This is a genomic window from Treponema sp. OMZ 906, from assembly GCF_024181185.1.
Classification (GTDB): domain Bacteria; phylum Spirochaetota; class Spirochaetia; order Treponematales; family Treponemataceae; genus Treponema.
On sequence record NZ_CP051196.1, the window covers coordinates 2,102,748 to 2,127,784 of the forward strand.

24 protein-coding genes and 2 tRNA genes are annotated in these 25,037 nt (G+C 46.3%); 2 read left to right on the forward strand and 24 right to left on the reverse strand.

Translation table 11 applies throughout. The annotated features are described in order from the left end of the window. Window positions 1–11: 11 nt before the first annotated feature. The 15 genes from rpoB to E4N69_RS09530 all read right to left on the reverse strand — a co-directional run bounded on the left by rpoB (window position 12) and on the right by E4N69_RS09530 (window position 12,424). Window positions 12–3,509, reverse strand: coding sequence for a DNA-directed RNA polymerase subunit beta (gene rpoB / locus E4N69_RS09460; RefSeq protein ID WP_253715762.1), 3,498 nt, complete (start codon window positions 3,507–3,509; stop codon window positions 12–14). 282 nt (window positions 3,510–3,791) lie between these two features. Next, window positions 3,792–4,181, reverse strand: a complete 390-nt coding sequence (rplL, locus tag E4N69_RS09465) for a 50S ribosomal protein L7/L12 (RefSeq protein ID WP_253823662.1) — start codon at window positions 4,179–4,181, stop codon at window positions 3,792–3,794. Window positions 4,182–4,323: 142 nt separating this feature from the next. Further along, window positions 4,324–4,857 carry a 50S ribosomal protein L10 gene (rplJ, locus tag E4N69_RS09470; protein WP_253714196.1) on the reverse strand — a complete coding sequence of 178 codons (534 nt, stop codon included), beginning with the start codon at window positions 4,855–4,857 and terminating at the stop codon, window positions 4,324–4,326. A gap of 1 nt (window position 4,858) precedes the next feature. Then, window positions 4,859–5,539: a 50S ribosomal protein L1 gene (gene rplA, locus E4N69_RS09475; protein WP_253823663.1), complete on the reverse strand. Its 681-nt coding sequence runs from the start codon at window positions 5,537–5,539 to the stop codon at window positions 4,859–4,861. Then, entirely contained in the window at window positions 5,539–5,973 is a 435-nt protein-coding gene (gene rplK, locus E4N69_RS09480; RefSeq protein WP_253715764.1) for a 50S ribosomal protein L11, read from the reverse strand. The genes rplA and rplK overlap by 1 nt, the downstream gene beginning before the upstream one ends. Window positions 5,974–6,078: 105 nt before the next feature. Further along, window positions 6,079–6,633, reverse strand: a complete 555-nt coding sequence (nusG, locus tag E4N69_RS09485; protein ID WP_162664069.1) for a transcription termination/antitermination protein NusG — start codon at window positions 6,631–6,633, stop codon at window positions 6,079–6,081. 9 nt (window positions 6,634–6,642) lie between these two features. Beyond that, window positions 6,643–6,822: a preprotein translocase subunit SecE gene (secE, locus tag E4N69_RS09490; protein ID WP_162664070.1), complete on the reverse strand. Its 180-nt coding sequence runs from the start codon at window positions 6,820–6,822 to the stop codon at window positions 6,643–6,645. 21 nt (window positions 6,823–6,843) lie between these two features. Further along, a tRNA-Trp gene (locus tag E4N69_RS09495) sits at window positions 6,844–6,916 on the reverse strand. 45 nt (window positions 6,917–6,961) lie between these two features. Continuing rightward, on the reverse strand, window positions 6,962–7,132 hold the full coding sequence (gene rpmG / locus E4N69_RS09500; RefSeq protein WP_162664071.1) for a 50S ribosomal protein L33: 171 nt from the start codon (window positions 7,130–7,132) through the stop codon (window positions 6,962–6,964). A gap of 24 nt (window positions 7,133–7,156) precedes the next feature. Beyond that, window positions 7,157–7,229 (reverse strand) — tRNA-Thr (locus E4N69_RS09505). A 58-nt stretch (window positions 7,230–7,287) separates the two neighbouring features. Then, on the reverse strand, window positions 7,288–8,730 hold the full coding sequence (locus E4N69_RS09510; RefSeq protein WP_253823664.1) for a hypothetical protein: 1,443 nt from the start codon (window positions 8,728–8,730) through the stop codon (window positions 7,288–7,290). 177 nt (window positions 8,731–8,907) lie between these two features. Then, on the reverse strand, window positions 8,908–9,381 hold the full coding sequence (locus E4N69_RS09515; protein ID WP_162664073.1) for an arginine repressor: 474 nt from the start codon (window positions 9,379–9,381) through the stop codon (window positions 8,908–8,910). A 164-nt stretch (window positions 9,382–9,545) separates the two neighbouring features. Beyond that, window positions 9,546–10,586 (reverse strand): tRNA preQ1(34) S-adenosylmethionine ribosyltransferase-isomerase QueA, encoded by a 1,041-nt coding sequence (queA, locus tag E4N69_RS09520; RefSeq protein ID WP_253714198.1) that lies wholly within the window; start codon window positions 10,584–10,586, stop codon window positions 9,546–9,548. A gap of 143 nt (window positions 10,587–10,729) precedes the next feature. Then, entirely contained in the window at window positions 10,730–11,629 is a 900-nt protein-coding gene (locus E4N69_RS09525) for a radical SAM protein (protein ID WP_253823665.1), read from the reverse strand. 12 nt (window positions 11,630–11,641) lie between these two features. Beyond that, window positions 11,642–12,424, reverse strand: a complete 783-nt coding sequence (locus tag E4N69_RS09530) for a sulfite exporter TauE/SafE family protein (RefSeq protein ID WP_253823666.1) — start codon at window positions 12,422–12,424, stop codon at window positions 11,642–11,644. A 403-nt stretch (window positions 12,425–12,827) separates the two neighbouring features. Between E4N69_RS09530 and E4N69_RS09535 the strand changes: the two genes are divergently transcribed. Beyond that, window positions 12,828–14,012 (forward strand): hypothetical protein, encoded by a 1,185-nt coding sequence (locus tag E4N69_RS09535; RefSeq protein WP_253714201.1) that lies wholly within the window; start codon window positions 12,828–12,830, stop codon window positions 14,010–14,012. On the opposite strand, the gene E4N69_RS09540 is transcribed toward E4N69_RS09535, so the two are convergent. The 7 genes from E4N69_RS09540 to E4N69_RS09570 form a co-directional block, all read right to left on the reverse strand. After that, the gene (locus E4N69_RS09540) at window positions 13,994–14,656 is read right to left on the reverse strand and encodes a hypothetical protein (protein ID WP_162664078.1); all 663 of its coding nucleotides are present in this window, start codon (window positions 14,654–14,656) and stop codon (window positions 13,994–13,996) included. The two genes, E4N69_RS09535 and E4N69_RS09540, sit on opposite strands and share 19 nt — an antisense overlap. Before the next feature lie 19 nt (window positions 14,657–14,675). Beyond that, window positions 14,676–15,851: a tRNA uracil 4-sulfurtransferase ThiI gene (thiI, locus tag E4N69_RS09545; protein ID WP_253823667.1), complete on the reverse strand. Its 1,176-nt coding sequence runs from the start codon at window positions 15,849–15,851 to the stop codon at window positions 14,676–14,678. 98 nt (window positions 15,852–15,949) lie between these two features. Further along, on the reverse strand, window positions 15,950–17,290 hold the full coding sequence (locus tag E4N69_RS09550; RefSeq protein WP_253823668.1) for a hexokinase family protein: 1,341 nt from the start codon (window positions 17,288–17,290) through the stop codon (window positions 15,950–15,952). 35 nt (window positions 17,291–17,325) lie between these two features. Further along, window positions 17,326–18,363, reverse strand: a complete 1,038-nt coding sequence (gene asnA / locus E4N69_RS09555; RefSeq protein WP_253714205.1) for an aspartate--ammonia ligase — start codon at window positions 18,361–18,363, stop codon at window positions 17,326–17,328. 142 nt (window positions 18,364–18,505) lie between these two features. Continuing rightward, window positions 18,506–19,534 carry a glycosyltransferase family 2 protein gene (locus tag E4N69_RS09560; RefSeq protein ID WP_253823669.1) on the reverse strand — a complete coding sequence of 343 codons (1,029 nt, stop codon included), beginning with the start codon at window positions 19,532–19,534 and terminating at the stop codon, window positions 18,506–18,508. Window positions 19,535–19,542: 8 nt separating this feature from the next. Continuing rightward, a complete protein-coding gene (locus tag E4N69_RS09565) occupies window positions 19,543–22,059 on the reverse strand; it encodes a hypothetical protein (protein ID WP_253823670.1) in 2,517 nt (838 codons plus the stop codon). Window positions 22,060–22,145: 86 nt separating this feature from the next. Further along, window positions 22,146–22,283: a hypothetical protein gene (locus tag E4N69_RS09570; RefSeq protein ID WP_253714208.1), complete on the reverse strand. Its 138-nt coding sequence runs from the start codon at window positions 22,281–22,283 to the stop codon at window positions 22,146–22,148. 40 nt (window positions 22,284–22,323) lie between these two features. On the opposite strand from E4N69_RS09570, the gene E4N69_RS09575 reads away from it, so the two are divergent. Then, window positions 22,324–22,977, forward strand: a complete 654-nt coding sequence (locus E4N69_RS09575; protein WP_253823671.1) for a DUF2715 domain-containing protein — start codon at window positions 22,324–22,326, stop codon at window positions 22,975–22,977. Between the two features lie 140 nt (window positions 22,978–23,117). Here the strand turns inward: E4N69_RS09575 and E4N69_RS09580 are convergent, their stop codons facing one another. Further along, window positions 23,118–24,017, reverse strand: a complete 900-nt coding sequence (locus E4N69_RS09580) for a hypothetical protein (RefSeq protein WP_253714210.1) — start codon at window positions 24,015–24,017, stop codon at window positions 23,118–23,120. An 80-nt stretch (window positions 24,018–24,097) separates the two neighbouring features. Then, window positions 24,098–25,030 (reverse strand): LysM peptidoglycan-binding domain-containing M23 family metallopeptidase, encoded by a 933-nt coding sequence (locus tag E4N69_RS09585; RefSeq protein WP_162664087.1) that lies wholly within the window; start codon window positions 25,028–25,030, stop codon window positions 24,098–24,100. Window positions 25,031–25,037: the final 7 nt, after the last annotated feature.

The window sequence follows — 25,037 nt, forward strand, 5'->3', positions numbered from 1 at the left end:
CCTCATCTCAATTAAAACTTGGAGCTGTTTTCGGTGATTAATTCTTCATCACGCTCGGTCAGCGGGATTTGCTTTCCTTTTTCATCGTAAATTGTGAAGTCCAACGCCAAACCGCGCAATTCCTGTACCAATACGTTAAACGATTCGGGAATTCCGGCGGCGGTTGCGGCTTGTCCCTTCACGATAGACTCATATATCTTGGAACGTCCGTGCATATCGTCCGACTTAATGGTTAAAAGCTCCTGCAGCGTATTGGCCGCACCATAAGCTTCGAGCGCCCACACTTCCATTTCTCCCAAACGCTGACCGCCGAACTGAGCCTTACCGCCGAGCGGCTGCTGAGTTACCAACGAATACGGGCCGGTGGATCGGGCATGCATCTTGTCGTCAACAAGGTGAGCGAGCTTCATAAAATAAATAACTCCGACAAATACATCGTTCTGGAAGGGCATACCGGTTCGTCCGTCACGCAGCTTCACCTTTGAGTTGGCGGGGATACCCGCTTCAACCAGTTTCTTCTCGATTTGCTCATTGGTCGGCGACTGGAATACGGGCGCTTCGTACCATTCGTCAAGGCGCAAGCCCGCGAGGCCGAGTTCCGACTCCAAAATCTGACCGATATTCATACGAGAAGGAACACCGAGCGGATTTAAGCAGATATCGAGCGGCGTACCGTCTTCCATATACGGCATGTCTTCTTCCGGCAAAATGCGGGCAACGATACCCTTGTTTCCGTGGCGGCCGGCCATCTTATCACCCTCGCGCAACTTACGTTTTGTCGCGATGAGAACTTTGATAAACTCATCAACACCCGGATTAAGATCATCACCCTGAGAACGCTTCAAGCGCTGTACATCGATAACCGTACCTTCAACACCGTGCGGTACGCGCAATGAGGAGTCGCGAACATCCTTTGCCTTCTCACCGAATATCGAATTGAGCAGCTTAAACTCAGGTGTCGTCTCCGACTCGTTTTTAGGCGTAATCTTTCCGATTAATATATCGCCGGAGCGGACTTGCGCACCGATGCGGATAATACCTTCCGCATCAAGGTTATCGAGGCTTTTTTCAGACTTATTGGGAATATCGCTGGTAATCCGCTCCGAACCGAGTTTGGTCTCACGGACTTCCGTCGTAAACTCTTTAATATGCACCGACGTGAACATATCTTCTTTCAGCACGCGACGGGAAATCAAAATAGCGTCTTCGTAGTTATACCCGTTCCACGGCACAAAGCCGACCAGAATATTGCGGCCGAGTGCGAGCTCTCCCTGATAGGTTGCAGGCCCGTCGGCAATAACATCACCGACTTCTACATGCTGTCCGACGGCAACGATCGGTCGCTGATGATAGCAGGTATCCTGATTGGTACGCTGATATTTCAGCAGCGTATAGTCGCGAACCTTTTCCTCCGTTCCTTCCGGCGCGTCCGATTCAATGGAAATCTTCTCGGAGGAAACGAACGTAACCGTACCGCTCCGCTTTGCTTTGACTAACACACCCGAATCATACGCGCACTTACCTTCCATACCGGTACCGACACGAGGCGGTTCGGGGAATACGAGCGGTACACCCTGCCGCTGCATGTTTGAACCCATGAGCGCACGGTTTGCGTCGTCATGCTCAAGGAAGGGAATGAGCGATGCAGACACGGATATAATCTGTTTGGGCGACACGTCCATGTACTGTACTTCTTTTGAATTACGCGTCGTGTAGTCTCCCTGATGGCGACATGCAATCTGTTCTGCTGTAATCGTGCCATCGCTCTGCACTGCAGTGGACACCTGTGCAATGTAATATTTATCTTCGTCCATCGCCGAAAGGTATTCAACCTCTCGGGTTGCAACACCGTTGACAACCTTGACATACGGTGCTTCCAAAAAGCCGTAGTCATTGACATGCGCGTAGCTTGCCATCGATACGATAAGACCGATATTCGGACCTTCCGGCGTTTCAATCGGGCACATCCGTCCGTAATGGGTGTAGTGAACGTCGCGGACTTCAAAACCGGCGCGATCGCGAGAAAGACCGCCGGGGCCTAATGCATTCAGACGGCGTTTATGGGTAAGCTCCGCGAGCGGATTAACCTGATCCATAAACTGTGAAAGCTGACTTGCCCCGAAAAATTCTTTAATGGTTGCCACGATAGGCTTTATGGAAATAAGCTCTTGCGGCTTAATCGTTTCAATTTCTTTTGACCCCATCCGCTCGCGCGCAATCCGCTCCATACGGAGAAACGCGGTTTTAAGCGTATTGGTCATCAGCTCACCGACGGAGCGGACACGTCTGTTACCGAGGTGGTCGATATCATCGATTGAAGCGTCTCCGATGTAAACCTGAATGAGGTACTTCATCGTATTTACAATATCGTCGAGGATAAGCGTACATTCTTCAACGGAATGCTCGTAATCAAATTTTTTATTCAGCTTGTACCGCCCCACACGTCCGAGATCATATCGACGAGGAGAGAAAAACATCGAGGTCAAATCTTTCTCGGCAGCTTCTACTGTCATAGGATCGCCGGGCTTTAAAGCGGCGTAAACAACAGACAGTGCCTCTTCCTTCGTCGGTTCCTGCCCTTTTGCAGTATCGGCAAAACGGATTTCCTCCCGTTCAAAGCAGTTGATGATAACGGGAGAATCAAGACTACCCTCTTTTTTGAAATCGATAACAGTAACTTCGGCGATATGGTTTTGGCGAAGCTCATCGACAACATGCGGATGAATCTTTTCACCGGCCTGATAAAGCGTCCGTTCTCCGGATTCGTCGGTCACGGTAACCCGCTTGGCAAGCACACGACCTACCAGCTTATCGTATTCCGTTGCCCCTTCCGCAATCGGCAACACTTCGGTTTTATAGAAAAAGTCGATAATCTGTTCGCGGGTTTCATATCCCAGTGCCCGTAAAAACAGGGTTCCTAAGATACGTTTTTTCTTATCGAGCTTTGCATAAATCAGATCTTTTTTCTGGTCAATTTCAAATTCAAGCCAGCTTCCACGATAGGGAATAATCCTGCTTGAATAGACGCCTTTATCATGAGAAAAAATAACGCCCGGAGAGCGGTGTATTTGAGATACGACGACGCGCTCGGCACCGTTGATGATAAAAGTACCGCGTTCGGTCATCAACGGAATATCACCCATATAGATGCTCTTACGGCGGATTTCACCGGTTTGGTTAAATACCAAATCTATCTGAGCCTTTAACGGAATGGCATAAGTCAAGCCTTTCTGCTTGCACTCGTATTCGCTGAATTTAATATCATTTTCATCAAGCGTATACGATTGATACTCCAACGTCATATCGCCATTCGGGCTTTCGATCGGGAAGGTTGTCCGAAACACATCCTCCAAACCGACTTCCTCCGAAGTATTCCCGCTTTGGTGTGTTCCGCGGCGCAAAAATTTTTCATACGATGCGAGCTGAATGTCAATTAAATTAGGCAGCTCCATAAAATTTTGGATATTTTTTCCGATATATTGGCGATTAACCGTTTTCCGCACAGGCATCCCGTTATCCCCCTTCTCTCGCCCGAGCAGTTCCGCGTCTCTATCAAAACTTAGAATGAGCACAACGTACTGCACAGCACATAGTATACAACCGTCTTACAATCGACCCATTTTTTAAAACAGACTTTTTAAGCAGCTTTTTATTTTTACTACCATATTTTTACCTGTTTAAACTACAAAAGCCTCCCCTATTCACGAGGAAGCTTAACATAGTGTTTGAGAAAAAATCAGAGAATCAAACAATAGCCGGTTGCATAGCACAACCGGCTCATATTAAAAGAATTAAGCAATCGTAATCTCTGCACCGGCAGCTGCCATAGCCTCTTTAATCTTCTGAGCTTCTTCTTTAGAAACATTCTCCTTCAATACTTTCGGAGCGCCTTCTACAAGTTCTTTTGCCTCTTTAAGACCGAGACCGGCAATAACGTTTCTAACCTCTTTGATTACGCCGATTTTCTTGCTGGGATCTGTCAAACCTTTCAGCGTTACGGTAAATTCAGTCTGCTCTTCAGCAGCCGCCGCACCGCCTGCAGCGCCACCGGCAACAACTGCAACCGGAGCAGCAGCTGTTACGCCGAATACTTCTTCCATCGACTTAATCAATTCGGAAAGCTCAAGGATTGTTTTCTCTTTGATTGCCTCAATAATTTGTTCGTTTGTTAATGCCGCCATATTATCTTCTCCTATAAATTAAAATTTCACAGCTTATACAAGCTGCAGTAACGGCAGACAGGAAGACAGCGCATGAAGCCTGACTGCCGCATTCAAAAATCGGGAATCTCTAAAAAACCAACGAATTTTTAGGGATACCCGGTTATGCTTCAGCTGATGCAGGAGCAGAGCCGGAAGCACTGCCTTCTTTATCAACGATAGCTTGAAGGGTACGCACAAACTTTGCAGTCGTTGCATTAACCGTAGACATAAACATTGCAATAAGCTCTTTTTTGCCGGGTAATTTTGAGAATGCTTCAATCTTTGCAGCATCGTAGAATTCCCCGTCAACTACTGCGCCCTTTACCACCAGCGCAGGAGTTTCTTTTGCAAATTCAAATAATGTTTTCGCCGCGGCGTTAGCATCTTCGCTCATCATTGCAACCGCAGTAGGACCGACCAAATAGTCTTTAACGTCCAAATTAACGGAATCGAAAGCGATGCGTGCAAAATTATTGCGCACAACTTTGTAGGTGCAATTATTTTCGCGAAGCTTTGCGCGCAACTGTGTAATCTGCTCGACAGACAACCCGCGGTATTCCGTAAAAATGAAAGACGAAGCAGCTTTTAACTCATTCGTAATATTTTCGATAGCAGCCGTTTTTGCAGGCTGCGGTTTATGTGCTCGCAGTGCCATCTTATTCTCCTACCTTATAGTCAAGCCAGACTCCCGGCCCCATCGTAGAGCTGATGGAAACCGACTGAATAAAATCAGCCTTTGCATCAGCGGGCTTTTTTCGTCCGATTTCAGTTAAAAGGATTGTAATATTCTCGGCAATTTTATCCGTATCCATCGAAACCTTACCGATTGCAAGATGCACAACACCAGTTTTATCGGCACGGAATTCAACACGACCCTTTTTAAGCTCATTGATAGCGGCACCGATATCAGCGGTAACCGTTCCCGTCTTGGGGTTTGGCATCAAGCCTTTCCGACCAAGCACCATACCAAGTCGCCCGACATCCTTCATCATATCAGGAGTAGCAACGGCAATATCGAAATCAAGCCAACCGCCTTTAACCTTTTCGATATAATCGGCAGCACCGGCATACGCAGCACCGGCCTCCAAAGCTTCTTTTACGCGATCTTCTTTACAGAATACCAATACCCGTTTCTCACCTCTAAACTGATGCGGTAAAACAACGGTATCACGAACGCTTTGGTTTTTACCAAGTTTCAGGCTCACATGCACTTCAACCGTCTCATCGAACTTCGCAAACTTCAGCTCTTTCACCAACTCCACAGCTCTAGGAATAGAGAAAAGAGCAGCGCTATCGTATTTTTTCAACGCATTGCGGTAATTTTTTCCGTGTTTCATTAGCGCTCAACCTCCACACCCATACTTCGTGCAGTCCCTGCAATAATCTTCTTTGCGGCTTCCAGATCATTTGCAGTAATATCAGGCATCTTCATTTTTGCAATTTCTTCAAGCTTTGCTTTCGACAAAGTTGCAACCTTTTGAGTTATGGAATTTGAAGAACCTTTTTGAATATTACACGCTTTTCTGATAAGAACCGCAGCAGGCGGAGTCTTCAAGATAAAAGTAAAGCTTTTATCCGAATAGACGGTAATAACAACCGGAACAACCAGTCCCTGCTCCATTGACTTTGTGCGGTCGTTAAACTGTTGCACAAACTGGGGAGCGCTTACGCCATGCGGCCCAAGCGCAGGCCCGACAGGCGGAGCAGGCGTCGCCTTTCCGGCAGGACACTGCAATTTAATAACCGCAGTAACCTTTTTCTTTGCCATAATTATCTCCTTCTGGTACTAACGGGAAACCATTTCCCTCCCATAAAATGAAAATCAAAAAAAAGACACGGAAACATCGTCGAACGCTTAAGTGTTAAGAAATATCCCTTAAATCAATTCAACCTGAAGCATATCCACTTCAACGGGAGTAGTTCTACCAAATATAGCAACCATCACCCGCAGCTTATTGCGATCCGCCATAACTTCTTCTACAGTGCCGGTAAAGGTATCAAAAGGTCCCTCTATAATTTTAACCTGCTGACCGGCTGTAAACAACTGAGCCGCCCGAGCTTTTTCACCTTTGATTTCACCGGACTTCTGTAAAACACTTTTCGCTTCATCCGCAGAAATGGACTGAGGGCGCGCATCACCGACAACACCCAAAAATCCGGTAACGCCGTGTATCCTTCTAATCGGAGTACAAACCCCCTTCCAGTTTACAGCAGGCAAGTCCATTTCAATAAGAATATAACCGGGTAAAAACTTTCGGCGAACAACTCGCTTTTTACCGTCTTTCACCTCAGTCAATTCCTCTTCGGGAATCTTAATCTCAGAGATAACTCCGGCAGGAATTTCGCCATTCTCTATCAACGAACGTATTGCACGCTCTATTCTCTTTTCATACCCTGAAAAGATATGCAAAATATACCATTCTTTAGCCATAACCGTTCCTTAAAAGAACCAACCCAAACAAGCGACAAAGAATGTATCGACAACACCAAGAAAAATAGCAACAAGAATGGTAGAAACAATAACAACCTTCACAGCAGAAACAACATCATCACGCGTAGGCCAAACCACCTTACGAAGCTCGGCAACACATTCTTTTCCAAAAGTAATTATTTTTGACATATCTACCCCTTTTTTATGAAACAGGCCAGGAAGGACTCGAACCCTCAACATTCGGTTTTGGAGACCGACGCTCTACCATTAGAGCTACTGACCTCTATTTAAAAGCCGCAGGCCATTAGGTCGGTCGGACTTCAAATACTTATTTAACTTTTGCTTCTTTATGTAAGGTATGTTTACGATCAAACGGACAATATTTGCTTAACTCAAGCTTACCCTGAATATTCTTCCGGTTCTTTGCGGTCGTATAATTTTTTCGCTTACACTCAGTACATTGCAGTGCGATAAGCTCAACAGATGTTTTCTTAGCCATCACAAACCTCCTATAAAAACAAAAAGCTTCCGAGCGGAATCGAACCGCTGACCCCAACCTTACCATGGTTGTGCTCTGCCGACTGAGCTACAGAAGCAAAATGACAGCTGAGGATACCAGAAGAACGGGAAAGTGTCAAGGACTCAGAGAAAATTTTACGGATTAAAGAGGCCTGCTTCCGGAGCGCGCACACGTACAAAAGCGGCATAAGCATCTTTATTTTTTTCGATAAACTCGGCGATCGGTATCCGTTCACTGTTCTCATAGATATCAACGTGGAATTCGCCCCAACCGTCAAAATACGGAAAGAATACAACTACCCTGTCATACATTCTCAGCTCCGTAGCTGAAGACACCGTGCTGACACATGCAAGATAAAAATGATCAGGCTCGACGAGAGTAAAATAATATAAAAGCGGTAAAAGATACGATATCTGATACCCTGCATATCGTTGATACCCCAAAAAAGCAGGTTGTTTTAGCAATCCGGTTTTTGCATTCGTATTTATCGGGATCGCCGCGCCGGTAAGCGCAAAAGGACAACTATTCACATCCAATCCGGAAGAGTCGGGATAAACGGTACGATTCAAATTCAAGCTTAAAGCGGCAGCACCAAGATTGCGTATCCAATCCAATCCGAAAAAGACATTTTCGGTATCCAGATACGGCCTTATAAAATGTGTTTTAGGCGCATCAGTCTCACGTTTTAACGCTTCAATAACCGTCCCCTGCCCTGCAATGGGACGGATCATCCCATCGATAATCCACTTTGCAAAGCCGGCCGAATCAACACCACCGATTATTTCAGAACGGATTTGGTCGATATTCATCGAAGCCGTTATTTCCGCTTCGGTTTGCGGTTGCGAGCTACTGATGTGCACAGGTTTCCCGTCGTGGTCAAAGCAACCGTCTTTCAATCGTACTAAGTGATACCGAAGATTTTCGACTATGCGCGACATCGTTTTAACAGAGCTGTTATCACGTGGCGGATTAAATAAATCCCATGGAATGATTGCTTGACTCAAGGATTTCAACCGTAAAAGCGAAATATGGTAAAGCGTTTCAAAAGGGACGCCTATGGCAATATCCTTTCGCACATACGCATTAAAAAGACATATATCGATAAACGATTTGCCGCTGTAAGCTTTTTGACTCGCAGGTCGGAGAGAAATCGAAAGAGCAGGATTTTCGCGCGGGTATATCTTGATCGATAAGGGAGCCCCGGTATCAACCCTTCGGTACAGTATCCATGTACCTTGCGGTATAAGATTGTGCTCCGGGAAACTGTAATCAGTAAGATGGGGAACAATAGAGATAGTGTAAATATTCCTACTGTCTTCCGCATACTTCCCCGATACCGTAAACGTATTTCCTTTTGAATCCGTATGCAATTCGGGCGCCTTTTTGATGACTTTTTCAATCGGGGCGGAAAACCATGAGGCCGTAATCGCTTCGCGAATTTCAGCAGAATCCGGTATTTGATCCAAGGGATAGAGGCGCACAGCTTTCAGATCCTTACCGGCTACCGTTTCTACCGTAACAACGGATTCTTTACTCTCAGTACTTTTTTTTACCGCCGTTGAATTCGGTGCGGGCACATCGGCTCCGAAAGCTGTTGTTATACCTACTATGCATATGAGAATACTTCCTATTAGACAAGAAGACATCCTAAAACAAGCGCTTTTCATACTTCTATGGTATCGGCATTTCCACATCATATCTTAAAGCAGTATCACGACGCCCCTAAAAACAAACCGAATTCTTAGAAACATCTATCAATCTTCCAATTCGGGAATCCGGTCTTTCAGCTCACGTAAAAACTGTTCACCGCTTACTCCCTCTCTCAAACAAATAAACACACAGTTATCCCGACCGGCAATAATACCGAGAACGGAGTCAAACCCCATATTTTCGAGCGCCATCGAGATTAATTCGGTATGTCCCGAATATGTTTTGATAACCGCCATATTTCCCGAATAATCTATAGAAATATACCCGCGCAAAAAATCTTGGATGCCTGCTTGTTCCGCTTCATGGGGGTGGTCTTCACTCGGCACTGTATAAACATAATCGCCCTTCCCATTAGAAACCTTACTCACCTTAAGCATCTTTAAATCACGTGACAAAGTTGCCTGCGTAACGGAAAATCCTTCACGATCCAAATAGCCGAGCAGCATCTCCTGAGATTCAATCGGGTATGATTTTATCAATTTTCTGATTGTTTTTAATCTTGTTAGCCGTTGTTTCACTTATGCCACCTATAGAATAATAGTGCATAAATATTCAAAAAAGTCAATAAAAATAAAAAATATCGGAAAAATATGCATAATTTTGCATAAAATTCCGTACAGAAAGGGAATCCCCCGCTTAAAATATTTTTAATGCGGATTGCCCCGGATATATGCCGCTTTTCTTAAAGTATAAGCATGGCATCGCCGTAAGAGAAAAAACGGTATTTTTTTTCTATTGCATGGCGGTAAGCGGCAAAGATATTGTCGCGGCCGGCAAATGCGGATACTAACATAACGAGGCTCGACTGCGGCGTGTGAAAGTTGGTAAGCAGGGCTCCGGTAAGCCCGAACTGAAAGCCGGGATAAATGAAGATGTCGGTCGCCTGCATCCCGCGACTCAGCTGCTGCACATCGGACTTCCATGCAGATTCGAGCGTCCGCACCGAAGTTGTCCCGACAGCAAGGATGGTTTTACCGCTCCGGTGAGCGTTTTCAACCATCTCTGCCGTTTCATCGGAAATAAAGAACTTTTCGGAGTGCATTGTATGTTCTTCGACCACTTCAGTCCGCACCGGTAAAAACGTACCGAGCCCGACATGCAGCGTTACGGCGGTTCGTGCAATATGCCGCTTATCCAGTTCCTGTAAAATCGGCTCCGTAAAGTGGAGTCCTGCGGTAGGCGCTGCAACCGATCCGGTGTTCTTTGCGTACACGGTCTGGTACCGCGCGGCATCTTCATTCGTGTCGCCGCGCTTGATATACGGAGGCAGCGGGATATGACCGTTGGCTTCAAGCCAACGGTCATCAATGCAGCGGTCAAAGCGTACATATTTGCAATCAGGCTCCGCTGCATTGGGGGAAGGGGGTGGAATCAGCACGGCACGGGTGCCGTCGTTAAAGGTGTACTCCTTCCCCTCCCGCTGCCGCTTGGCACGCTTTACGATGGTTTTCCACACAAAGCCTTCGTCGAGCGGTTCAATCAACAAAAACTCAGCCTCGCCGCTGGCAGTATGGGCATACAAACGGGCATGGCGCACCTTTGTGTTGTTAAACACCATTAAATAATCAGGCGATAAAAAATTTGACAAGTCGGAAAACATCGCATCGGTTAACGTCCCCGTCCGTCTATGTAACACGAGCAGCCGGTCATTTCCGCGTTCGGCTGAAGGGTACTGCGCAATTAATTCTTTCGGAAGATCAAAATCAAAATCTTTAGTAAACATAAGGCCTCAAAAACGGCGAATACTATACCCGAAAACCTCCCCCAGTGACAAGGTAACCGATCAGGGTTGTTTTTTGCAGCCCCGCAGAATAATGGAGACATATACTACAAAGAAGTCGGTAGGTTCGCCCCATGCTTGCGACTCTATAAATAATATTTTTGGTGTTCAGGATATACGCCCCGCTCCAGAACACGGTTGACTTGCGCAAGCATTGCGTCCCGATCCTGTGGCAGCGTTCCTTTCAGCGTTAAAAAGTTGGAGGCGTGATTGGAGCGGAAAATCACCGGAGCGGTCATCTCTTCAACATGGATATTTTCTAATATCAGCTTTAGTTCTTTAACGACTTCTTCAATCCCGACGATTGTGTATTTTCCTTCGGCGGCGGCTTTGGTAAGATAACTGCCATCCTCAAGCCGCAGGGTGAGCAGCCCCGCATACGTCAAATACATTTTGGAGATAATCTCGCCGGTTTTAATCGCATGCTGCGTATTGTCCCGTTCGGCGCCGTTAATCCCTAAAATAAAGGTGGCCGACAGCTCCATCCCGGCATCTTTCACCTTGTTGGAAAGTTTGATCAGCTCCGCCGCCGTTGTTCCCTTTCGGATAAACTTGAGCGTTTCATCATCGCCGCTTTCCACACCGAGATACAAAAGCGTCAATCCCTTTGAGGCCAACAGCTGCAATTCTTCCGGAGATTTTTGTCTGATATTGAGATGAGTTGCATAGCAGGACACCCGTTTGCACTGAGGAATAACGTCAGCAATCGCGTCCAACACCTCAACCAAATATTCCGTCGGGGCGGTTAACGCGTCGCCGTCAGCCAAGAACACCTTATCGACACGGCGGTAGTGTTCGGCAAACATCACAAGTTCCTGCTTCACCGTTTCAATCGGCTTAATCCGGAATTTTTTTGTCTGATACATTCCGCAAAAGACACAGCGGTTATACGAACAGCCGAGTGTTACCTGTAAGATTAACGAATAGGCCTCGCTCGGCGGACGGTATAGCGGATAATCATAAGGGTCGTAAAGTGAATATTTCATGCTCATCGGCAATTACGAAAACAGCAGCGATCCGAAAACATCGTAAAAGAGTTTTCCGAATAGCAGCACGATAACGCAGATCATCAGCGGTTTGATAAACACAGTGCCTTTTTTTATTGCAAAACCCGCCCCGATATAGTTTCCGATGATGCCGAATACGGCGGCAGGAATTGCAATGGAATAGATGACCTTGTTGCCGGTTATAACAGCAATGAGCGATGCATAATTCGATGCAAGATTCATGACTTTTGCATTGCCGGAAGCGGTTTTAAGGTCGTACTTCATCCCTACAGAAAAAACGATAATCGCGATGGTACCCGTTCCCGGTCCGATCAGTCCGTCATAAAATCCGATCACCAATCCTGCACAGGCAGCTAAAATAAACGCTTTCTTTTTAGGAATATCAGCTGATTGATTTTCCGCACCGAAGTTGCGCTTGAATAAAAGGAGCACGGCGACAATCGGGAGGACGATAACCAATACGGTTTTAAGCGTTTCTTGATTAATCATCAATGCAATTCTTATACCGAGGTACGAAGCTACAAATGAACAGACTGCGGAAATTGCAGCGACCTGCCAGTCGACCGCTCCGTTTTTAAAAAAACGCGCTGCAGAAAGTGTGGTTCCGCATGCAGAGGAAAACTTATTGCACCCGATTGCCGTATGCGGCGGAAGCCCGACAAACAGATACGCAGGCAGCGAGATTAATCCACCACCCCCTGCCGCGGAATCGACAAAACCCGCCAAAAAAACGAAGAACCACAGGAACACAAGCGCCCAAATACTTAAATGCATAATGATATTCTATCATCCTTTTGTTCTTTTGAAAATATACGGTGCATCTACTGCGTCGTACAGCAAAAAAGTGTCCTCAACGTATCAAAGATACGCCTGCGGTACTTTTTTGCCTAACTCCTTGTATCTGCACCGTCTCTTTTCAAAAGCGTTGGCTGTAAGGACATCTACTTCGTTGCTGCACAAAAATAAATGCTCGACGTACAACAAGTACGCCTCCGCTTTATTTTTGTTCGCGCCTTGTATCCGGTATCACTATTTTCAAAAGCGTTGGCTCAAAAATATACGGGTAATTACTTTGTCGCTGTGTGTTTGCACCGGATATAGTCTTTTTCGCAATAAACGTATATATTGATAGTGTTCTCTTATCTTATATTCATGGGATGAACAAAGGCGGTTTTGTATGGATAATCTGAAGAAAAATTTAGCGGACAAAAAAAAAGAGCGAGAAGATTTACAAACAATGCTTAATTCATTGTACAGAGAATACGGCGAAACCCAATTCGAATATGTTTTGCAACGTAAAGAAACGACACCTCACATTGACGAACGGGACTTTGAGGCGTGGAAAATACTGAGAGAGTCCCGCCGAAAGGATTCGGATACTATTTTGAGCATCAAAACGGCACAATCGCGGCAAAATGAATTAAAAGCTTTTTCCAAGGAAGTCGACAAACTGTTAAATGAACGGCAGCGCACATATCAAAAAGCACGAAACGATTTTATTTTGCTGTTCTTTCAAACCTATCAAAATAATCCGCTGCCACAAATTGCACAGATTGCACAATCAATTGGACCGCTCAAAGAGTCTATCGAAAAGGTACAGCAAGACAAACAAGAACTTGAACGCCAAAAAAACGATGCACACTTTTTTAAAAAGCTGACCTTGAGTCCGCAGCTGTTATCGTTAAAAGGGAAATTAGCCGGCCTACAGAAAAAAATGAACGAGCAAATTATTGCTGCAGGAGAAGAGTTCCTCACCGATACTGTTATAAAAGAGGTACGCGGAGCTTCCTTTCCGGAACAACTTGAAGCAGCGTATCTTGCCCTCCAAGCAATCGTTTCAAAACAAGATGAGACGGAAGACAGAAAGGAAGCGTTGACTGCCGAGCAGAAAAAGCTTGAAGAAACGCTAGCGGAATGCGGTGTTATCGATACCCCCCAGAAACGAATCAATACACTGACTGAAACCATAAAAGATACGGATGAAAAAATTGAAGAAGCCGAGAGACGGCAAGGTTCGCAGTATAGCGATATCTTTTATACCGATGCAGGAATGAGAACCGGCGAATCCCTTACCGGCGTACCGGATCTGTTTAAACCGTATTTAGACTCCATTGCGGAGTATCGCGTAAAGCTGGAAAAAAATGCAATCGACATCGAATATATCGGAAACGAAATTGCTCTTGCCGGCGAGGTACATAAAATAGAAACATTACAAAAAGCAATTGCCGGGTATAAAGACGGCATTACGCAGTACGAAAAGCTCATCGAAACAGCCGAACGGGATATCGCACGGGCAGAAGAAATAAAACTGGGACTTCAGGAAAAAAATAATGAACTGAAATCTCAAGGTTCAGCGGACTGAGGAGGAATTCGGCTGATAGCTCTCAGTTCCCATTTTTTCGGTTTAAAGAAACCTCGAGCGTATATAGCGCCGAAACCGGGTTCATACAGATGGATTTTTCGTATCTGCTTTGTTATGTTCCATTTTTTGATATACATACCATAAGATTCCAGAAAATTGAGCGGCTGCAGCTTCGTAAAACCGCATCGAGTATCGTATGCAGCCGTTGCAATCTCAATGTAAACGCTGTAAGGGGCATTAAGCTCCAGCTCAAGCGGATTTTGATTTTTAGTAAAACAAGCTCCGACTTGTACGCTCACTATAGTATCTATCGGTAAGAGCTGCTCGACAGGATATCCTCCGTAGCTAAATGAGGCTCGTGCATTGCGAAGAATTTTTCCCGAAATTTCAAGCCGCTTATTATTCACGGCAAGATAACGGTACATACAATCGATCAGTTCAAACAAGTTAATACCTGTATCTGCTGCTGTGCCGAGTATGAGTTGTATATCATCATCACTTGTATAATATATGGTATTCTTTTGCATCGGCAGTGCCGAAACTGTTTTTTCAATAATAGGATAGGCATCATCAGCGCTCATACCCACTAAGAGAACAGAAGAAAAAAACAAAAGATATAAAACAGGTAATAATTTTTTATGCATTATAAATAAAATCCTTTCTTTACGGCAAAGCCCATTCTATTTTTTTTGTTTCACGCTGCTCGAAGGCTTCCATAAGCAGCGGCTCTATGTCTATACGCGCATAGATATCTTCGGCATCTTTCTGCCGTGTATGCAGTACCGGATGCTTAGGTGAAAACAGTACACAGCAATCTTCATACGGCAGTATGGAAGTTTGATAGGTACCGATATCAACTGCATACCGTATGATTTCTTCCTTATCCATGCCGATAAGCGGACGCAGGATCGGGAGTTTTGCACAGCTGTCGGTAATCGTAAGGTTTTCGATTGTTTGGCTTGCCACCTGCGCGAGACTCTCTCCCGTAACCAAGCACTGCGCATTAACCTTTTCAGCCAGCATTTCGGCCGTGTGCATCATACACATACGGAGCAGGAGCGTCAAATAGGGTTCCGGCACCGTCCGCTTGAGGTGCTGCTGCACCTTGGTAAACGACACGACGGTAAGGTACCCGCCAAGCCCGTAACGGGCTAAAATACCTGCTAAGGTTTCTACCTTTTGCTGAGCTTCCGGCGACGTATACGGATGGGAATGAAAATACACGTAATCGACTTTCATACCGCGGAAGAGCATTTTGTATCCGGCAACGGGGGAGTCGATTCCGCCCGAGAGCAGCAGCAGCGCCCGTCCCGAACAGCCGCAGGGGAGGCCTCTCCTGCCGGTATGCTCTACGCCGTAAATGAACGCTTGCTTTTCGCGTACCTCGATGCTGATAACTGCGTCGGGGTTATGCACATCGACGGTTAAAATCCCCGCCGTATGGATGGCGCCTCCTACTTCTCGTGCAATATCATAGGAAGTAAGGGGAAATTGTTTATCGGCGCGGCGGGCTTCAATTTTAAAGGTGCGTGCGCCTTGCGCCTGCAAGGCCTTGGCTTCGGTAACAGCCGTTTCGGAAATAGCGTCGAGCGTTTTATCCGCCGGTTTTGCCTGCGCCCAGCTCGTAATGCCGAAAAGGTGATTTAAAGCCGCTTCTACCCGCGACTGCAAAGCCTCATCAGCCCGTACATACATCCGCCCGGCGCGTACCTGTACGTTCGGCGCCGCTCCGTCAAAATAGCTTCTGAAGTTTTGCGCAAGCCGCCGCTCAAAATCCTTTAGGTTCCCTTTTTTAAGATTGATTTCTCCGATTTTTGCCAGATAAAAAAGCTCCGCCATGTGAGTCTCGTTAAACCTCCGTTACATTGTTACAGCACACCTCTAAAAACTCAGTTAGATTTGCTTCGCATCCTTCGAAATAGAGGTGCGCTACATTGTTAAATCGTGCCCGCGATGGCGGTGCCGAACGTAATTGCATGCTCGAGGGACACCACATCAAAATAAATGCCTCGTTCTTGCGTCAGCGCCCGATAGAGGTACGCAATGACGGCATCATGCAACCGGTACGTTTTTAAAAACGTTGTACCCTCCGCAAGGATACAAACCGGCAGCGCAGGATTTTTTCCCTTGCCTGTTTTAATGACAGCCGCCGCGATATTCCCCGCAGCGAGCCGTGCCGTGCGCATAATCAGCGCATCCAATATCCGGTAGAGAACCTCGCGGTCTTCCTCCGTGCCGTCTGCTAACAGCTGTCCGAGCGGGGTTTGATCGGAATACGGCGCTTGCAAAAAGCGGTTTACATCGATGAGCGGAAGGTCGGCAATGGTAGCAAAAGCCTTTTTAACGCCGGCGGAAAAAAGATTGTCCGCAGCGGCTGCCCGTATCATCACCGAAGCAACCGAGCCGAGGTAGGCGCCGGAGCACATTTTTTCAAACCAAAACATCTGCGGCTGGTCGGTCTTTTTTGCGAACGCTTCGTCAAAATCGCTGCGCGGCTGTTTGTTCGACTTGCCCGACTCGCAGACAACAATCTGCGCAGGCAAGGCTACGGTACCGGCGCTGTTCGACGCAATTTTCGGAATATTCTGATATTCGATATACGCAGCATTCATTCCGGTTCCCAGGATAAAGCCCACATACGAATCGTATTTTTTCCCGCCGACAGCAGTTGATGCCCCTGCGAGGAGCGCCGCAACCGTATCGTTTAACAGTACAATGCGTTTCAGCTTATTCCAACCCCGCTGCATCAGCGCCGCCTCAAGATTTTGACCGACTAATGAGCCGATTACCTCGGGCGCTTTGATTTCCTTAGAAAATTGCAGCACTTCGCCGTCGCCTGCCGGAGTAATCTTCATCGCATACGAAAAGCAAAATGCGATAGAATCCGCAGCGTTTTTCAAATGGTCTAAATAAGAGGCGATGGTATCAAAAAATTCCGCTTTGGAGTATTCCCGATCGGTTGCCGGCATCGGCTTCCGCTCAAGCTGACTGATGGACGGGACGCTGTTTTCGTCAAAGGTAACCAAGCATGACCGGAAATTGGTTCCGCCTGCATCGATAACGATAACCGAAGTATTTTTGGGCGGCTGCTGAGGCGGCATAAACCACGTAGGAATCATATCCAGAGCCGGCCCCGTACCGATGGGGATGCTCGGATCCCGTTTCAGTCCTTCTTCCATATCATACAGCAACGTATCGATAACCGTATTGACCGTGGGGCCTTCCGCATCAAAATTATGCCGTCCGAAAAACGCAGCAACCGAATGCCGAATGTCCATCGTAATGCCTCCCGATAAATTCATTCACAAATGTTCTATAATAACAGAATGCTCCGTCCCGCGCACTGCGCCCGCATATCATCAGGCCATACCGAAACCTGCGTTTCACCGATATGGGCTTTCCGCAAGAAGAACATACAGAGCCGCGACTGCCCGATTCCTCCGCCGATGGTTTGGGGCAGTTCTCCGTTCAGCAGCTTGGTATGAAAAAACAGCGATGCCCGTTCCATGCAGTTGCGGGCGGCAAGCTGTTCCCTCATCGTTTGAGGACTTACCCTGATCCCCATTGAAGAGAGCTCAAGCACATCATCTAACACGGGATTCCACACCAACAAGTCTCCGTTTAATCCGTGCCGTCCGCTGCCGGTTTCGGTAATCCAGTCGTCATAGTCGGGCGCCCTGCCGTCATGCGGTTCTCCGTTTTTGAGCGGAGCCCCGATACCGATTAAGAAGACAGCACCGTACTGTCGGGCGCACTTCCGTTCCCGTTCCTTTCCGGAAAGATTGGGATACTGCGCATAGAGGTCTTCCGCATGGATAAAGGTGATATGCTTCGGCAAGATAGGCTCTATCGCAGAATAATTATCATAGATGAAAAACTCGGTACACTTTAAGCAATCGTATATTTTTTCTACGGTTGCCTTCAAAAAATCGAGCGTTCGGTCGGACTCCTCCATCGCGAGCTCCCAATCCCACTGATCGACATACAGCGAATGGATATTATCAAGTTCCTCATCAGCTCGGATCGCATTCATATCGGTATAAATACCGAAGCCGGACTGTAATCCCATTTCCGCTATTTTAACACGCTTCCACTTTGCAAGCGAGTGTACAATCTCAAGTTCCTGCTCGTTCATATCCTTTACCGGAAAACGCACTGCCCGCTCCGTACCGTTCAGATCATCGTTCAAGCCCTTTCCTCTGGGAACAAAGAGCGGCGCTGTAACACGGGTTAAGTTCAAACGGGTCGATAAGGTGAGCTGAAAAAAGTTTTTGATACGGACGATAGCCTGTTCCGTTTCTTTACCGGTTAAAACCGGCCGATAGTGTTCGGGGATATAAAGATGCGGCATAAACTCTGACTTTCCTCAATGATTTTTACGGGGAATACGTCAATTTATCCTTTTTCCGGGGAAAAAACAAGGGTACATCCGTATCAATGAAATATGCCAGACTGATAGATCGGCAGCCGACCAAGAGCGCATAAGTCCGCACCTATGCGAGCCCCCACCACTCATCCAGCATAGCCCGCGCCTCTCTTTGTAATGAAGGAACCACACAGGCTTCCAGCTGCTTGAGGTTATCGGCATAGTGAGCGCGGCCTAAATCCTGTATGGCTTCGCGGATACCGCCGTCAACAGCGGGATGCTCATCTAAATATGAAAGGATGATGGTAAAAACCGAAGCAACGGAGCATACCTTTTGCCATTCGGAAAGGCAGGCGATTGTACGGCGGGAAGTAACGCCGGTGTTGATACGGTAGTGATACACAACATCCCGTATGCCGGCGTATGTATGCGCTTTTTCGGTATACCCGTCCTCTAATACGCCGACAGATTTCGATGCAGTCAAGGCAATAAAAAAATAGAGCAGCATATCTTCCGCCATTGTACAATAGGTAAACGGAATTTCGCCGTACGCTTTTTGAACAAGATCGGTTTTAAAAAGCTTGCCCCATACGAAACTGCTGTATGAGCGTTCAACGATATATGTACGGAGGATTTCATCGCCGGTTAAAACGCCATCGTACACATTCTGCGCCCTTTGAGCAAAGGCTGCAACACGTGCGTCCGGTTCTCCTTCCATACCGCATACCGCAGCCTTGCCGTGTACAATATCGGCACCCGACGTAGCGGCTGCATCGTACAATATACGGAGAGCATTAGGCGGAAGCTCATCGTCCGGATCGGCAAAGGCAAGGTATTCGCCCGATGCCGCATTTACCGCCGTCCGGCGCGCTTCAAGCGTACCGAGGTTTTTACTGTGTTCCAAAAATACGAGCGGCAGCCCCCGCTCCTTAAACCGCTTTGTATATGTTTTAACAATACCCCGCAGTTCTTTTGCGCCGGAGCTGCCGTCATTTACGACGATGGTTTCAAAAAGTGGCGCTTTCGCCTGCTGCAGCACGCTTTCAAAAAACCGTCCAATAAGCCCCTCCGTCCCGTATACGGGAACGCAAAGGCTTACAAGCGGCTTATGCCGAGCCGCTCGCCCGAAGCGCGCGGCTCGAGAAATAAAACTCATCCTACGATTTAATTCCACTCAAAGCCGGATTCTTGTAACACCTTAGAAAAGCTTCCGCCCGAATTCTGTTCGCCTTGTAAACTGCCTTTCAAATCGTACTCCAATACCTTGTCCGCATTTTTACAGTAAGGCCGATCAGGGAAAATAACAGTTCCATCCTTACCCCATGCACCGTCCGAGGCGATAATGAGCCTGATCCGCTCGGCTTCGTCGTATTTTACGGCAATAAAGCGATAAAAGCCGTAGCCGACTTCATTCCCTGCCGCACCTACAGGATCCTTTTTAGCCAATTCGACGGCACTACCGGAGAATCCATCCTTCGCGCTGCCGATTTTATACAGCTTGCCGCTGTTTTTAAAGGTATCGGCTTTGTAATCGAAACTAGTTTTTTTCATACCGTACTCTTCTTTTGAAGTGACGGCATACAACACACCGTCGAGAATCTGTAAGTCGTTAATAGCGCTCATAATTTTCGTATACGGAGGATAGGGAGAACCAGGTTCGGTAGGAGTCGGTTGGAATGCCCCGACAGCGATCGTTCCTTTATCGGCTCCGTCCTGTTTGGCATATTGCTTTACCGATAATGTATAACCGGCAGGAGATATGCTCATTGTCCTTGTGCCGACAAACAGCCCGTCCTTGTTTGCTGCAAGCGCGGTAACTTTTTCGACCGCCGGGATTGAGATACTGTAGGTAGGATCCTTAAAACCGGAACCGAATAACGCAGTCCATTCAAACCTTTTTACGAGCGCCGGAGTACTAGCGGTATTTACATAATACAGATACTTTTTCCCGTCGGAAATATCTACCGCAATGGCACAGCCAGCATTAGGCGAGAAGGGTACAGTTAAATCCAAATTTTGATCCGGAGTCTCAGCTGTATCCTTATCATAAGTACCGTCTTCTTTCAGCGCAAACCGTCTAACGTTGTAATTAGAATTATCTTTCCACAAAATATACAGATTGCCGTCTTGGTCGTAACAGAAAACATCGGCAGGCTCTATTGTGGGACTTGTAGAATCCTCAAACAGCAGGTCTGAGGGACGGATATCCGTTCCGTCTGTACTTATCCAATAGTTCATGGGGGAAAGAGCCATGACAGGACTTCGCTTTTCCCACAGCAGTATCTTTGTATTGGGCTTTTTATAGACGGCGTGCTCTGTAAACCATGTTGCACCAGAGTCACTGAAAGACAGACTATCGTTTCCGCGGTTGAATGCGGCAATGCGGTTTTTATTCCCGTTAATCCGCCAATTTTCGTTCAGATACTCGATATTTACACCGTCATCCGCTATGTAGATATTGTCTTCGTCATAGCCGATAAAACCGATGGGGTTAGAAAAATACTGTGCATTAAAGGCGATGGGGTCTGCAGTTGGAGCAGCAGGATTAAGTCCTATCTCAGTTTTCTTGGTAAGCGCGCTGCCGGAATATTCATAGCGAACGAGCTGCCCAAGCGCATACTTTTTTCCTGCTTCCTCTTTCCGCTGAGTAAGCAGACAGTACACACCGCTTTTGTCGGCAAATAGTCCGGTACACTCAGTACGATTATTGCCGAAGTCACTATCTGTGCGAAGTTTATCCAAGTTTTTATTCGCTAGTGTAGGCGATTTAAATTGTAAAATCTTATTGCCCGGTATGAGGGAATTTGTAAATTCAAACTCACAGGCATACAAAATCTGATCATACACAGCAAACAGTACATCATCATATACCGCAACGGCGCGAGCCTCTGTGGATGACGGCGCACTCGAGAATGAAGCACTGCTAAAAGATTTAAACGAATGATCATCTTTCTCCTTGAAGCAATAGACGGTATTTTGTTTAAACAAAAAGATATAATTATCGTCTATATCAATCGCGATATTATCAATACCACCGATAGTAACACCGGACGGCAGTGCAGCAGTAAGATTTGTTTCAAATCCGGTATCTTCATTACCCTCTACATCAAAGCGTTTAAGATGAGTAGATGAAGTATCTGCATACAACACATATATTCTGCCGATTTTGTCCCGTGCCGTTACCGGTTTTTTGCCGATAAGAATTCCATCGAGCAGTTTTGTACCGTTTTGCGTGCTCAAGGATACGATATTGCTGCCTAAATGATGCTTCCCCGTAATAGAGACCAGCAGATTGGCAAACCCTTTCGGTGCTTTAGACAGTTTTATTGCAATGAAATTATCCCCTGCCGTAACAGTGTGCTTCTCGGAACCGTGCCACTCTCCTGCCGCTGTTGTAACAACCGCTTTTACGGTAATTTTTGTACCGATAGCAAGCGTGACCGTAACCGATGTTGTTTCCCGTGCTAGTGCAGTTCCCTCTTCATCCGCAATGGTGATAACGGTATTATTCTCATTAAGCGCAGGGAGGCCTTTTCCATCAACTGAACGGGCAGTTCCGCCTCCAATAACAACCCGTACCGTGCCGGTGTCTCCGCCGGTAAGCATACCATTACATGCCGTAAACGCAAGGCACAGTATTGCAAAAAGAATACTGACAGAGTTCACATACTGCTTTTTCATATCCTACCTCCTCGTATATCCCCTTTTGTCTTTATCATAGAATTCAACATGCTATCTTTTTAGGTAATCACACTTTACCCTTTTTTTTAAATGTAGTATACACCGTCCTCGATAAAAACACAAATACTAATTACAATCATGCCGAGACAGCCGCTTTCCATAATAGCGATTTCGGTGTATTTACCCCCTGTCGTTTCATTGACCGAAACCGGTAAAAATGCCATACTTGCGCTAACTTTATACCTTTTAGGAGGATTATAAGATATGAAGAAAAGAATTTGTATTCTTTGTTTACTCACCGTATTTTCGGTAGGTTTTCTTTCCGCTAACGTAAAGATGAACCTTGAACTCGGCCCGGTCTATACCTACTTCGGCAGCCACGAGCCTTCCAATAGCTTCCATTTTGGCAGCGGACATAGATCATGGCAAACCCATACCGGCGGTCTGAATGTTCTGTTTGGTGCCGAATTCGTCAAAAATTTCGGAGTATACGTAAGCGCAAACTTTGCTTTTGGGAGATACTATTGGGGTAAGGAGTCATACCAAACTCACTATGAAGGAACCAGAAGTCCGGCAGGCGTAACCTATGCAATCGACAGCCAGTTCGGATTTTTCTATGTATTCCACCCCTCAAAGAATTTTGATCTGAGACTCGGTGCAGGACTCGGCATCGGCGGAAGCGGATACAACAAACCACTTTCTAAATCGCAAGCCAATATCGGAGGCGGCGTCGATTTGAATATTTCCTATATGTTTACCAAAATGATAGGTATTTACGGCGGCGTATCGGATACTTTATATGCACCCGTATACACGGAAACCCAAATTAGTTCCACTCGGTCAATAAAAGATACAGACGTATCCGGCAAGATTGCCAATTCGTTAAATATCAAAGCAGGAATAAGATTAGTATTTTAAAAGCGGGTGCACAAAAAAAAAGCCGGTTAAAGAACCGGCCCGCCGTCTGGCTATCGGCCGGTTAATGGGTGGGAGGGGAACTAACCGGCCGATACTCTATATATCGGCTTTGAGGTACTAAACCTTAATGTATTTCAATGTTAATTGGCAATTTCCTGCAAGAGGACATCCATCGTCATCGTCATTTCGTAGGTCTTTCCTTCCTCAACGGTAATTTGACGGGTTAGTTCATAGCTGCCCATCTTAAAGACGACGGTATGCATACCTACGGTAACCGGCAGTGGCTCTTTTGAAAGCCCTATCTCTTGATTATCAAGAAACACTGCCGTGTTTTCGGGTGCTTGTATGTGCAGTAACGGCGTAATAGATTTCAACTGAACTTCCAACTGCGTTATTTTTCCCCGCTCGACAATACAGGAGCGCATTTCAGTTCGGTACGCATCCGAACTGATACTTACCGAATACGTCCCCGGCAATAACAGCTGCAAATTTTCGAACTGCGTGAGATATTCGTTATTCAACTGTACGGTAACAGGTTTCTGTTCCTTTTCGGGAAATTGAAGCTTCAGCTTTAAACCACCTTCAGCGATCAGAAGGGGGCGAATAATAACCGTAAAAGAGGCTTGCTCAAAATCGTCAGGCAAGCCTTTCATAACAGGATTCAGCCGCAGCATAATAGGACTTACACCAATTCTGCCTGTATACGGTAAGAGTTCGCTATTCTTTATGTGCTTAAAAGTATAGTCTTTTTTTAACGGAATCCTCAGGATATGCGAAAACCTATTCGGAAGCAATGCCGTACTGATTTTTTTTGCAGAATAGTCGACATATTTCTTTGAAGGTTCCGGTTTTATATCGGTATATACCGTATAGGCAATGGAATTAGGATAATTCATACTTGTCTTATCCTGCTTTATTTCAAGTTCTATCCCTTCCAAAAACAAAAAATCGCTTTTAACCGCAAACGAAACCGCATCATTATAACCGATGGTAAGCGATACGGGGGCAAATGCATCCCTGTCAAAGACATACGAATGCATATTGCTGATCCTAAAACTGTCAGCGTAAAAAAAAGAAACGGCAAAAAAGAAAAAATATGATGTTATACACAAGAGCTGCTTCATGACTTTGCTTTCTTTGTATCAATGAAAAGGGACGGATTCTTTGCCTTCCCTTGCTCACGTACCTCAAAGTGCAGATGAGGCCCTGTGGAAAGACCGGTAGAACCGACATACCCTATTACTATACCTGATTTTACCTTTTCATACAAGCGGGCACGAACCTTGCTTAAGTGCCCGTACAAACTTTCCCTGCCGTCGTCATGGCGCAGCAAGATATAATTACCGTAGATATTGCTGTATGCAATTTCAATAATCGTACCTGAGGCGCATGCATAGACAGGGCTTCCGGTTGGGGCGGCAAGATCAATGCCTGCATGGTAGGTTGATTTTCCGGTAAAAGGGCTTTTCCGCATACCGAAGTCTGACGTAACAACAGCATGCTGCAACGGAAACCGATAGAACGGAACAAAAAAGAAGCTGCGCACGGTGCTGTCAAGCATCGCATTCGGAAAACATTCTACCCGTATCTTTTTCTCGGGATTTGCAGCGGAAGGGAGCGTAATGGAAAAAGATTCGGTTTTAAGCTTTTTACTCAGCGCTTCGGTCAATTTTTCTATATCGGAAACCGCTTTTTCGGGGAGATAGAGCGCCGGTAAAGTCGGCAGCAAGAACATCTTGCCTGAAATATCGGTTTTAACGGATTCGATACCGTTTAAGGTGATCAATGCATCATACGGAATACTGCATCGGGCAGCGATTCGGATAACGGTATCCTCTTTTCGTGCTCTATAGCGATAAAATTGCAGGGGTAATTCGCGAGCGGTTTTCCCTGCGGCAAGCGCTTTCCGTGCATAGAGGACATCATCGCTATATTGCTGAAAAATATGATTTTGCGGAGACAGCTCCGGTATCAGCGGCAGTTCAGCGTTTTCGGCAACCGCAGCAATAGAAATAAAAAAAATAAGTACACAGCAGAGTGGAAATTCTTTCATCGCCGAG